Raw genomic sequence first — 11,951 nt, 5'->3', positions numbered from 1 at the left:
GCGGGCGCGACCTCTGGGTCGGCGGGGTGCGGGCATGAGTGAGGCCCGCGTCCCTTCTGGGATGCGGGCCTCTTCTTGTTGCGGTCCTGACGGGATTTGAACCCGCGGCCTCCACCTTGACAGGGTGGCGAGCACTCCAAACTGCTCCACAGGACCAGGTTTCGCGGCGCTTTTGTGCGTTGCGCTGCGAGAAGAGACTGTACAGGAGGGTGAGGGTCCTGGTCGAACTCACCCCCCGTACGCGGACGATTACGGGACAGCCGCGTCGATCGCCTTCACGATCCGCTTGTCCGAGACGGGGTACGCCGTGCCCAGAGCGTGGGCGAAGTAGCTGACCCGGAGCTCCTCGATCATCCAGCGGATGTCCAGCACGGAGGACGGGACAGGGCGGCCCTGTGGGAGCTGTTCCAGGAGCCAGGCGTACTCGTCCTGCATCTCGTGGACCTTCTGCATGCGCGAGATGTCCCGCTGGACGTTCGTCGGCATCTGCTGAAGCCGCCGGTCCGCGGCCACCAGGTACCGCATGAGGTCGGGGAGGCGCCGTATGCCCGCCCAGGTCACGAAGCCGGGCTTCACGAGGGCGTCCAGCTGCTTGCGTACGTCCGTCAGATTGGCCAGCAGGACGGGGCTGCGCACGGACTTCAGACGCCGCTCACAGGCCTGCCAGGCGGCCAGCACCTGCTGCACCTGGCCCACGGTCCGCACGGTCGTGTCGACGATCTCCGCGCGCACCTTGTCGTAGAGCTTGCGGTACGACTCCTCGTCCCACGCCGGCCCCCCGAAGTCCCCGATCAGCTTGTCCGCCGCCGCCATCGCGCAGTCGTCGAACAGCGCCTGGATCGACCCGTGCGGATTCGCGGACAGCCCCAGCTTCTGGGCGTTGGTCAGCTTCTCGGACGCGAACTTCGCAGGATTCACCGGGATGTTGCGCAGGATCAGCCGTCGCGTGCCCTTCCACATCGCCTCGGCCTGCTCCGCCTCCGTGTCGAAGAGACGGACCGAGACCGTGTCGCCGTCGTCCACCAGCGCCGGGTACGCCTTCACCGGCTGGCCGGCCCGGCGGGTCTCGAAGACCCGGCTCAGCGTGCCGATGCTCCAGTCGGTGAGGCCCTTGCGCTCCAGGGACTCCCCGCCCTGCCGCTCGGCGGTGGCCGCCGCGGCCTGTGAGAGGGCCTGGCGCGCCTTCGGCTTCAGCCGGAGCTTGAGCGCCTCGAGATCCTTGTCCTCCGCCAGCTTCCGCCGCCGCTCGTCGACGACCCGGAAGGTGATCCTCAGGTGGTCGGGGACCTTCGCCCAGTCGAAGTCGGCGGCCTCGAAGGGCACGCCGACCATGAGCCTCAGCTCGCGCGCCATGGTCGTGGTGAGGGGCTCGGCGAGCGGGGTCGCCTTCTCCAGGAAGGCCTTCGCGTAGTTCGGCGCGGGCACGTAGTGGCGGCGGATCGGCTTGGGCAGGGAACGGATCAGCTCCGTCACCAGCTCCTCCCGCTGCCCCGGGATCTGCCAGTCGAAGCCCTCGTCCGTGACCTGGTTCAGGACCTGGAGGGGGATGTGGACCGTCACGCCGTCGGCGTCCGCGCCCGGCTCGAACTGGTACGTGACGCGGAACTTGAGCGGGCCCTGGAGCCAGGAGTCCGGGTAGTCGGCCTTCGTGACCGCCTCCGCCGACTCCCGGATGAGCATCTCCCGCTCGAAGTCCAGGAAATCCGGCTGCTCGTGCCGCTTCCGCTTCCACCACGAGTCGAAGTGGGCACCGGACACGGCGTGTTCCGGCACCCGCTGGTCGTAGAAGTCGAACAGCGTCTCGTCGTCGACCACGATGTCCCGGCGCCGCGCCCGGTGCTCCAGCTCCTCGACCTCGCTGAGGAGCCGGCGGTTGTCGGCGAAGAACTTGTGGTGCGTCCGCCAGTCGCCCTCGACCAGCGCGTTCCGGATGAACAGCTCGCGGCTGACCTCCGGGTCGATACGGCCGTAGTTGACCTTCCGGTCGGCGACGATCGGCACGCCGTACAGCGTGACCTTCTCGTACGCCATCACGGCCGCCTGGTCCTTCTCCCAGTGCGGTTCGCTGTACGTCCGCTTCAGCAGATGGCCGGCGAGCGGCTCGACCCACTCGGGCTCGATCTTCGCGTTGACCCGGGCCCAGAGCCGCGAGGTCTCCACCAGCTCGGCGGACATGACGAACCGGGGCGTCTTCTTGAACAGCGCCGAGCCGGGGAAAATCGCGAACTTGGCGTTCCGCGCGCCCAGGTACTCGTTCTTCGCGCCGTCCTTCACGTCCTTCATCCCGATGTGCGAAAGCAAACCGGCGAGGAGGGAGACGTGGATGCGGTCGTCCGGGGCGTCCTGGTCGTTGAAATGGATGCCCATCTGCTTGGCGACCGTGCGCAGCTGTGTGTAGATGTCCTGCCACTCCCGGATGCGCAGGAAGTTCAGGTACTCCTGCTTGCACATCCGGCGGAAGGACGACGAGCCCCGTTCCTTCTGCTGCTCGCGGATGTACCGCCACAGGTTGAGGTAGGCGAGGAAGTCGCTGGTCTCGTCCTTGAAGCGGGCGTGCTGCTGGTCGGCCTGGGTCTGTTTGTCGGCGGGGCGTTCGCGCGGGTCCTGGATGGACAGCGCGGCGGCGATCACCATGACCTCGCGGACACAGCCGTTCCGCTCCGCCTCCAGCACCATGCGCGCCAGACGCGGGTCGACGGGCAACTGGGCGAGTTTGCGGCCGGTGTCCGTCAGACGCTTGCGCGGGTCCTTCTGGGCCGGGTCCAGTGCGTGCAGCTCCTGGAGCAACTGCACGCCGTCGCGGATGTTTCGGTGGTCCGGCGGGTCGATGAAGGGGAACTTCTCGATGTCGCCGAGGCCGGCCGCGGTCATCTGGAGGATGACGGAGGCCAGGTTCGTACGGAGGATCTCCGCGTCCGTGAACTCGGGGCGGGAGAGGAAGTCGTCCTCGGTGTAGAGGCGGATGCAGATACCGTCGGACGTACGCCCGCAGCGGCCCTTGCGCTGGTTGGCGCTGGCCTGCGAGATCGGCTCGATGGGCAGCCGCTGCACCTTCGTGCGATGGCTGTAGCGGCTGATCCGGGCGAAGCCGGGGTCGATGACGTACTTGATGCCGGGGACGGTCAGGGACGTCTCCGCCACGTTGGTCGCGAGAACGATCCTGCGACCGGTGTGCTGCTGGAAGACGCGGTGCTGCTCCGCGTGGGAGAGGCGGGCGTAGAGGGGGAGTACCTCGGTGCCCTGCCAATTGGCGCCTCCGGCGCGGGGGTACTTCTTCTTCTCCAGCGCGTCTGCGGTGTCCCTGATCTCGCGCTCCCCCGAGAGGAAGACGAGGATGTCTCCCTTCCCCTCCGCCATCAGCTCCTCGACGGCGTCGGTGATCGCGGTGATCTGGTCGCGGTCGGCGTCGTCCGAGTCCTCTTCGAGGAGGGGCCGGTAGCGCACCTCCACCGGGTACGTCCGGCCGCTGACCTCCACGATCGGGGCATCGCCGAAATGCCGGGAGAAGCGCTCGGGGTCGATCGTGGCGGAGGTGATGACGACCTTGAGGTCCGGCCGCCTGGGCAGCAGCTGGGCGAGGTAGCCGAGCAGGAAGTCGATGTTCAGGGACCGCTCGTGGGCCTCGTCGATGATGATCGTGTCGTAGGCGCGCAGCTCGCGGTCGGTCTGGATCTCGGCGAGCAGGATGCCGTCTGTCATCAGCTTGATGAAGGTCGCGTCCGGGTTCACCTGGTCGGTGAAGCGCACCTTCCAGCCGACGGCCTCACCGAGGGGCGTGTCCATCTCCTCGGCGATGCGCTCGGCCACGGTCCGGGCGGCGATCCTCCTGGGCTGGGTGTGCCCGATCATGCCGCGCACGCCGCGCCCCAGCTCGAGACAGATCTTCGGGATCTGGGTGGTCTTCCCGGAACCGGTCTCACCGGCGACGATGACGACCTGGTGATCGCGGATGGCGGCCGCGATCTCGTCCTTCTTCTGGCTGACCGGCAGCTGTTCGGGGTAGGTGACGGCGGGCACGTGGGAGCGCCGCTCGTCCATCCGGGTCTCGGCCTTGTCGACCTCCGCCTCGATCTCGGCGAGGACGGCGGCGCGGGCCTCCGGCTTACGGATCTTGCGCGCGCCCTCGAGCCTGCGCCCGAGCCGGTGCGCGTCGCGCAGCGACAGCTCGGTCAGGCGGGGGGCGAGGGTGCCGAGGGCGGGGGCGGGGTGCGTAGACATACGGGGTCCAGGATCTCACCTCGGCGAAATTCCTGGCTAACGATTTGCCTCCGGCGGTTCAGCAGGGGGTTCTTCTTCCACCCGCCCACCCGTACAACTCTCGTCGCCGGGTGCGGGTGGCGCCCCGTCACGCCGGGTTGCGCGCCCCTCGCCCCAGCGGCAACCCCGGGCGGCCTTCTACTCGCTTCGCTGGGTCTGGGACGTCGCCGCCGCCGGAGGCTCGCGGCGGGAGCCGTCGCCCAGAGCGATCGACCTCGCCGTGTTGGATATGGCCTTGATCCCCAGGTAGGCCGTGGTCATGCTGCTCACCGCTGTGAACGCGGCCGTCAGCACGCTGACGATCACCGCCTTGTCCCCGTCGAGCCGCCACACCCCGAAGATCGCGACCCCGGCGATCGCGAGGTTGCTCACGACCACCGCGAGCAGCCCGTACCGCGCCCGGTCCTTCTCCAGCTCGACGTCCCGAATGGCTTTCGCCTCGTCCCGGCTCATCGTCCCCCCGCCCCCAGACATCACGGTCGATCGGCCAGAACGTAGCGCCGGTCGGGCCCGCTGCCAAGCGTCCGTACGGTCAGACGACCGGCCCCGAACCCCGCAGTTCCGCCACCCGTGCGTCGACCTGCGCCCGGTCGTACCCCCGGCGGACGATGTCGAAGGCGGGCGGCGGCACGTCGGGGCCCGCGCCGGCCGTCAGCAGCGCCAGGTAGGCGTCGACCTGGGCCCGGTCGTAACCACGCCGCGCGATGTCGAACCCCTGCAAACCGTCCTCCAAACGAGTCCGTCCGTATGCGTGGGCACCCTCACCTGCGCAGGCTGGAGAGTGCCGCAACCTGTACCCACGGTGAGGGACGATGATCGTATCGGTGATGTCGATGCCGGAAGGGACCGTCACTCAAACACACGTGTCCGAGGCACGTGAGCGTCTCGCGGCGGCCCGTTTCCTGTTCGTCGACATCGAGCTGCCCGAGCCGACCCGACCCGACGAAACACCGGTCGCCCGCCTGCTCGGTCTGGAGGCAGCGGACCTGGCGTGGTTCGGCACGGAGGGCGAAGCCGCGCGGGCCGAGTTCCTCGGGGACAGCGCCGGGTTCGTCGTACCCATGGTCGAGGAGGGCCAGGTCACTCATGTCCATGCCTTCGTCACCGAGCGGTACCTGATCACGGTTCACCGAGGACCGATCACCCTGATGCGCAGTATGACGGCCCGGCTGCCGAGCGAGAGGCCTCCGGACACCGTGGCCACGCTGTTCCTGCTCCTCCAGGAGGCCCTGGAGACGTTTCGCCGGTCGGCCGTGCAGGCCCTGCTGGAGGTGGAGGAGCTGGAGGACGAGATGTTCCAGCGGCGGAACTCCCAGCAGATCTACCGGCTGGCACTGCTACGACGCCGCTCGGCCCTCCTGCACCACACGCTCCTCCCCTACCTGGAGGTGACGGATGAGGTCTTCACGCGCAGGATGATGAACCCCCGTTTCCCGGAGGAGCGGCAGAGGCTGGCTCGCGCCTTCCAGCACAGTTCGAGGCTGGTGCTCAAGGACATCGAGTCCCTCCAGGACGCCTCCCGGCGGGCCTTCGCCAGTTACTCCACCCTCGTGTCCGGCGAGCAGAACGGCGTGATCAACCGGCTGGCCATCGTGTCGGTGATCTTCCTGCCGCTGACGTTCCTGACCGGGTTCTTCGGCATGAACTTCACCTACATGACCGACGAGTTGGAGAGCAAGCCCGTCTTCTGGCTGCTCGCCGTGGGACTACAGGCGACCGTCCTCTGCGTCGCCCTCTACGTACTCCACCGCACCCGCCTCTGGCGCAGGCTGCGCGACGACGGCCCCGAGGAGCCATGACACGAGAACGACCCCACTGGATGATCTCCAGTGGGGCCGTTTGCCCTGGTGGGGCGGTTGTGGCTGGGGCCGGGGTCGAACCGGCGACCTATCGCTTTTCAGGCGATCGCTCGTACCAACTGAGCTACCCAGCCACGGGGTTTCACGTGAAACAAAACCCCAGCGGTCCTGACGGGATTTGAACCCGCGGCCTCCACCTTGACAGGGTGGCGAGCACTCCAAACTGCTCCACAGGACCAAGCGTTGTGTACGACAGTGTCGCACACGGTCTTGCGTGCCCCCAACGGGATTCGAACCCGTGCTACCGCCTTGAAAGGGCGGCGTCCTAGGCCGCTAGACGATGAGGGCTATCGGCCCGCCTGGGCGCTTCATCAGCGCGTCGGGGACGTGAGAAGCATATGGGATGGCGAGGGGTATCGCCAAAACGGTTTACGGCGACACGGACGAGGAGGTGGACGGCGCGGGCGTCGGATTCGTCGGGCTCGGGGTCGCACCCGGCTGGTTGTCCTCCGGGAGGTGGCGGCTGACCTCGGCCGTCGTCAGGCCCAGGCCGCCCAGTTTGATCGCGTCCCAGGCCTGGAGGCGACGGGTGTCCCGGTCGAAGTAGAGGATCGACGCCTCGATCGGAGCCGGGTACTTGTGCTCGACGGCGCGCAGCCCGCTGCCGCCCGTGGAACCCTCGATACGCAGCCGGGTGCCGTGCTTCATGATCTCGTCGCCCTCGTGGTGCAGATGCCCCGCCAGCACCAGGGGTACCTCGCCGTCCGTCTCCCGCGCGGCGGAGGGCTCGTGGATCATGGCGACGTCCACCGGGGTCCCCGCCGTCCGCTGGTCGCGCAGGGCGGAGGCCAGACGGTCGCCCGCCAGCTGCTCCGCGTCGTCGCTGGACCGGCCCGAGCGGTCGGGGGTGAACTGCGGATCGCCCATGCCCGCGAAGCGCAGGCCGGCCACCGACTCCGCCTTGCCGTCGTCGAGGATGTGCACGTTCTTCATTCGCCCCAGGTACCGCTGGGTGACACGCGAGTCGTGGTTGCCGCGCACCCACACGTACGGCACGCCCAGGTCGGCGATCGGGTCCAGGAAACCGTTCTCGGCCGCCGTGCCGTGATCCATGGTGTCGCCGGTGTCCACGATCACGTTCACCTTGTACTCCGCCACCAGCGAGGTGATGATCTTCCAGCTCGCCGGGTTGAGGTGGATGTCCGACACGTGCAGAACCCGGATGGTGCTGGGGTCCGGCTGGTAGGCCGGCAGCGTGGAGGTGACGTCGTACAGCTTCGTCACGTTCGTCACCAGGCGGGCCAGCTCCCTCTGGTAGACGTCGAACTCCGTCACGATGCTGCGGGCGTTGCCGACCAGCGAGGGCGCGGAGGACAGCAGGCCGGAGAAGCGCGGCTCCAGGACCGACTCGGGGTTCCAGGTGGCGTACGCCGTCGCGCCGGACGCCGCGAGGAGGGTGAACGCGAGTCCGCCGGCCGCCAGGGCGCGGCGCGGGCGGCGGTAGACCGCGAGACCGAGCGCCGTCGCGCCGGAGACCACTGCGGCGCAGGAGCGTACGGCCAGGTCGACGGTGCCGTGCTCGACGTCCCGGGCGATCTCGTCCTGGAGGCCGGCGATGCGTTCGGGGTGGTCGACCAGCGCCTGGGAGCGGACCGGGTCGAGCTGGTCGACGCTGACGTCGAGGCGGACCGGCGCGATGTGGCTGTCGAGCGAGAGCGCGCCGAGCGGCGCGACGTTGATCTTGGTGCCGCCGGTCAGGGACGGGCGCAGCGTCATCGTCGTGTTCATCGGGCCGACCGGGGCCCGTACGTTGCCCACGATCAGGAGCCCCAGCCAGGCGCCGACCAGCACGACGCCCGTCAGCCCGAGGGCGCGGACCCAGGGGTGCGGCCGGGCGGCGAGTTCGAGCGAGGGCAGGGCGCTGGTGCCCTTCCGGGGGCGGGGCTTGCGGATGCGGTTCGTGGTCCGGTTCAGCATGTGGTCCAGGGCTGCGACGGGGACGCGGGCCATTGGTGCCGTATGCCCGGGTCCGGGCATGGATATGCGGCGGTCCGCGACTCTCGTACGGCGGTGTCGTCCCGGACGACGGCCCTTTGCTGGAGATGGCGCGCGAGGAGTTCGAGGAACTGGTCGCCGAGGGCTCGACCGGATCCCGCCGGTTGACGCGGCTGATTCACAACGTCGCGGTGTTCGTCGAGGACGAACCGCCCACCGACGATCCCGAGCTGCTCGGGCGGTACGAAGGAGCCCCGAGGACGTCGCCCGATGGGCGTGGCGTTGGCCCTGTTCAGGGACCGGATGGGGCGTGAGTGCGGGCCGCCGGGGAGTCAGCCCCAGCCCAGTTCGTGGAGTCGCGCGTCCTCGATGCCGAAGTGGTGCGCCACCTCGTGGACGACCGTGACGGCCACCTCGCGGACTACTTGCTCCGGCGTCTCGCAGTAGCGCAGGGTCGGGCCCATGTAGATCGTGATGCGGTCCGGCAGGACTCCGGCGTACCACTCCCCGCGCTCCGTGAGGGGGGTCCCCTCGTAGAGGCCCAGTAGCCCCGGGTCGTCGGCGGGCGGCTCGCCCTCCACGAACACAGCCACGTTGTCCATGACCCGCGTCAGCTCAGGCGGGATCTGGTCCAGGGCCTCACTCACCAGCTCTTCGAACGCATCACGAGTCATCTCCAGCACAGAGCCATTGTCAACGACGGGGCGCGTAATCGGAGGGGCACGGAAGCCCCGCCCATCCGCCACGGGGGAACGACGGACGGGGTGAGCCGGGCTGTGAGTGAGTGCAGGGAGACCACTCGGAGCCGTCGCATGACCACGCCCCGGCCGGTTGCCTCGGCCACCACGTCCAGCCACGGCCGCCACCACGAAAACTTCTGCGTGCACGAGATCGCGCACCACTTCGGGACGACGAGCGGCTGCACACGCTCGGCTACGGCTGAGTCGTCCCCGGGCCCTTTCCGGCGGGTCGCGTGTCCTCTTGTGGGCGGCGGGAGTTGGGCAGGTTGACTCCTTCACTCCTCCATCGGAGGTGGCCGCCGTGCGCCCCTTGCCCGTACCCGTCCGTCTGGCCGCCACGGCGATCGTCCTCGCCGTCACCTCCGGCTGTGTGAATGTGGGCGACGACGCGGGCCCGGCCAGACCGTCGCACTCGGCGGGCCGACGGGGCGGCGACGCGCCCGACGGTCTGACGGTGGTGTCGGGGCGCGGCGGGGGATACGGCGGCGAGGCGGCCGACGGCAAGCACGGGCACGGCGGAAAGCCCAAGCCGGGGAAGTCGGCCTCCGCCTCGGCCACACCGTCGGCGAGGGGCAGCGCTCCCACGTCCGCGCCGACCGGGCCGCGCAGGACCGAGAAACCGGGCGACCCGGCGCCGACCAAGGCCCAGCCCACCCCCTCGCGAACGCCCGAGCCGACGCCCACGCCGCCGCCCCCTCCGCCGCCGCCACCCGCTTCCAGCGAGCCCCCGACCGCCGAGCCGTCCTCGTCGGCCCACGAGGAGACGGGGCCGCAGCTGGCCCAGCGGGAGCCGGCGCCGGCGGCCGGGTCGCCGGTGTAGCAAGCCCCCGGGGCAGGGGCGTGTGGCGAACTTCCCGCGTGTGACGTACGTCTACCGGGCTCGGTTTGCCTTCGAGGGTGGAGGGTGCGTATGGTGGTAGATCGTTTGATCCAATTTGCCCGGCGCCACCGCAGAGCGCGCCGTGTGGCGCGTACTCTCCCTTGCCGTGGCGGACCGCATAGAGGCGGTCATCATGCGACTCACGGAGTTGACGGGCGCGTGCCGACGAGACTCCGGAAGGTTTCCCATTCGCATGTCCATTGTCAGTACTGATCACGTCGTCATGCCCGAGAACACCGAGGCCGAGACCAACGACGAGACCAGCACGCCCGAGGTCACCTTCGCGGACCTCGGTCTCCCCGAGGGCGTCGTACGCAAGCTCGCGCAGAACGGCGTGACCGTCCCCTTCCCGATCCAGGCCGCGACCATCCCGGACGCCCTGGTCGGCAAGGACATCCTCGGCCGTGGCCGCACCGGCTCCGGCAAGACGCTCTCCTTCGGTCTGCCGACCCTGGCCACGCTGGCCGGCGGCCGCACCGAGAAGCACAAGCCGCGGGCCGTCATCCTCACGCCCACCCGTGAGCTCGCCATGCAGGTCGCCGACGCGCTCCAGCCGTACGGCGACGTCCTGGGCCTGAAGATGAAGGTCGTCTGCGGCGGTACGTCGATGGGCAACCAGATCTACGCCCTGGAGAAGGGCGTCGACATCCTGGTCGCCACCCCGGGCCGCCTGCGCGACATCATCAACCGCGGCGCCTGCTCCCTGGAGAACGTGCAGATCGCGGTCCTCGACGAGGCCGACCAGATGTCCGACCTGGGCTTCCTGCCCGAGGTCACCGAGCTGCTGGACCAGGTTCCGGCGGGCGGTCAGCGGATGCTGTTCTCGGCCACGATGGAGAACGAGATCTCCACGCTGGTCAAGCGCTACCTGAGCAACCCGGTCACGCACGAGGTCGACAGTGCCCAGGGCAACGTCACGACCATGTCGCACCACATCCTCATCGTGAAGCCCAAGGACAAGGCGCCGGTCACGGCCGCGATCGCCTCCCGCAAGGGCCGCACGATCATCTTCGTCCGCACCCAGCTGGGCGCCGACCGTATCGCCGAGCAGCTGCGTGACGCCGGTGTGAAGGCGGACGCGCTGCACGGCGGTATGACGCAGGGCGCGCGGACGCGGACGCTGGCGGACTTCAAGGACGGTTACGTCAACGCGCTCGTCGCGACCGACGTCGCTGCCCGCGGTATCCACGTCGACGGCATCGACCTCGTGCTCAACGTGGACCCGGCCGGCGACCACAAGGACTACCTGCACCGGGCGGGCCGTACGGCCCGTGCGGGGCGCACGGGCACGGTCGTGTCGCTGTCGCTGCCGCATCAGCGGCGCCAGATCTTCCGCCTGATGGAGGACGCGGGCGTCGACGCCGGGCGTCACATCATCCAGGGCGGTGCCGCCTTCGAGCCGGAGGTCGCCGAGATCACCGGCGCCCGTTCGATGACCGAGGTCCAGGCCGAGTCGGCGGGCAACGCCGCCCAGCAGGCCGAGCGCGAGGTCGCCCAGCTCACCAAGGAGCTTGAGCGCGCCCAGCGCCGCGCCGCGGAGCTCCGCGAGGAGGCCGACCGGCTGGTCGCCAGGGTCGCCCGCGAGCGGGGCGAGGACCCGGAGGCGGCGGTCGCGGAGGCGCAGGCCGAGGCACAGGCCGTCGCCGAGGCCTCGGTCCCTGAGCAGCCGGCCGCGCCGGACGCCGAGCGCGCCGAGCGGCCCGAGGCTTCCGCGCCGTACGAGCGCCGGGAGCGGCGCGAGGAGCGGGGCGGGTTCAACCGCGACCGCGATCGTGACCGGGGTGACCGCGGTGGTTTCCGCCGGGACGAGCGTCGTGACGACCGCGGTGGGCGTTCCTTCGAGCGCCGCGACAACGACCGTGGCTTCGAGCGCCGCGACAACGACCGTGGTGGTTTCCGCCGGGACGAGCGTCGTGACGACCGCGGTGGGCGTTCCTTCGAGCGCCGCGACAACGACCGTGGCTTCGAGCGCCGCGACAACGACCGTGGTGGTTTCCGCCGGGACGAGCGTCGTGACGACCGCGGTGGGCGTTCCTTCGAGCGCCGCGACAACGACCGTGGCTTCGAGCGCCGCGACAACGACCGTGGTGGTTTCCGCCGGGACGAGCGTCGTGACGACCGCGGTGGGCGTTCCTTCGAGCGCCGCGACAACGACCGTGGCTTCGAGCGCCGCGACAACGACCGTGGTGGTTTCCGCCGGGACGAGCGTCGTGACGACCGCGGTGGGCGTTCCTTCGAGCGCCGCGACAACGACCGTGGCTTCGAGCGCCGCGACAACGA

At 69.7% G+C, this 11,951-nt stretch carries 9 protein-coding genes, 4 tRNA genes and 1 pseudogene; 4 read left to right on the top strand and 10 right to left on the bottom strand.

Translation table 11 applies throughout. The features are described from left to right. Window positions 1-81: 81 nt before the first annotated feature. The 4 genes from ACWGJM_RS38010 to ACWGJM_RS37995 form a co-directional block, all read right to left on the bottom strand. A tRNA-Asp gene (locus tag ACWGJM_RS38010) sits at window positions 82-156 on the bottom strand. 93 nt (window positions 157-249) lie between these two features. Then, entirely contained in the window at window positions 250-4,218 is a 3,969-nt protein-coding gene (hrpA, locus tag ACWGJM_RS38005; RefSeq protein ID WP_453416322.1) for an ATP-dependent RNA helicase HrpA, read from the bottom strand. Window positions 4,219-4,395: 177 nt separating this feature from the next. Further along, window positions 4,396-4,710: a hypothetical protein gene (locus tag ACWGJM_RS38000; protein ID WP_453416321.1), complete on the bottom strand. Its 315-nt coding sequence runs from the start codon at window positions 4,708-4,710 to the stop codon at window positions 4,396-4,398. 79 nt (window positions 4,711-4,789) lie between these two features. Then, window positions 4,790-4,978: a DivIVA domain-containing protein gene (locus tag ACWGJM_RS37995; RefSeq protein WP_453416320.1), complete on the bottom strand. Its 189-nt coding sequence runs from the start codon at window positions 4,976-4,978 to the stop codon at window positions 4,790-4,792. Window positions 4,979-5,120: 142 nt separating this feature from the next. Here ACWGJM_RS37995 and ACWGJM_RS37990 point away from each other — a divergent pair, with 142 nt between their 5' ends. Next, the gene (locus ACWGJM_RS37990) at window positions 5,121-6,056 is read left to right on the top strand and encodes a CorA family divalent cation transporter (protein ID WP_453416319.1); all 936 of its coding nucleotides are present in this window, start codon (window positions 5,121-5,123) and stop codon (window positions 6,054-6,056) included. Between the two features lie 60 nt (window positions 6,057-6,116). Here the strand turns inward: ACWGJM_RS37990 and ACWGJM_RS37985 are convergent. From ACWGJM_RS37985 to ACWGJM_RS37970, 4 genes are all read right to left on the bottom strand, one after another. After that, window positions 6,117-6,190 (bottom strand) — tRNA-Phe (locus ACWGJM_RS37985). 29 nt (window positions 6,191-6,219) lie between these two features. Beyond that, window positions 6,220-6,294, bottom strand: a tRNA-Asp gene (locus ACWGJM_RS37980). Window positions 6,295-6,331: 37 nt separating this feature from the next. Continuing rightward, a tRNA-Glu gene (locus tag ACWGJM_RS37975) sits at window positions 6,332-6,404 on the bottom strand. Window positions 6,405-6,485: 81 nt separating this feature from the next. After that, window positions 6,486-8,066, bottom strand: coding sequence for a metallophosphoesterase family protein (locus tag ACWGJM_RS37970; protein ID WP_453416318.1), 1,581 nt, complete (start codon window positions 8,064-8,066; stop codon window positions 6,486-6,488). 29 nt (window positions 8,067-8,095) lie between these two features. Between ACWGJM_RS37970 and ACWGJM_RS37965 the strand changes: the two are divergent. Further along, window positions 8,096-8,314 (top strand): annotated as a pseudogene (locus ACWGJM_RS37965) (metallopeptidase family protein); the annotation flags it as partial. 69 nt (window positions 8,315-8,383) lie between these two features. Here ACWGJM_RS37965 and ACWGJM_RS37960 read toward each other — a convergent pair. Then, window positions 8,384-8,734, bottom strand: a complete 351-nt coding sequence (locus tag ACWGJM_RS37960) for a metallopeptidase family protein (RefSeq protein ID WP_453416317.1) — start codon at window positions 8,732-8,734, stop codon at window positions 8,384-8,386. Then, on the bottom strand, window positions 8,722-8,976 hold the full coding sequence (locus ACWGJM_RS37955; protein WP_453416316.1) for a DUF6879 family protein: 255 nt from the start codon (window positions 8,974-8,976) through the stop codon (window positions 8,722-8,724). Before ACWGJM_RS37955 ends, ACWGJM_RS37960 begins: the two co-directional genes overlap by 13 nt. Before the next feature lie 116 nt (window positions 8,977-9,092). Between ACWGJM_RS37955 and ACWGJM_RS37950 the strand changes: the two genes are divergently transcribed. After that, window positions 9,093-9,611, top strand: a complete 519-nt coding sequence (locus ACWGJM_RS37950; protein ID WP_453416315.1) for a hypothetical protein — start codon at window positions 9,093-9,095, stop codon at window positions 9,609-9,611. Window positions 9,612-9,864: 253 nt separating this feature from the next. Next, the coding region (locus ACWGJM_RS37945) for a DEAD/DEAH box helicase (protein WP_453416314.1) at window positions 9,865-11,951 on the top strand (2,087 nt) is incomplete at its 3' end.

It is taken from the genome of Streptomyces sp. NPDC054834 (assembly GCF_053611185.1).
The sequence above is the reverse complement of the archived record's forward strand: the minus strand, read 5'-3'. Positions and strand labels throughout refer to the sequence as shown.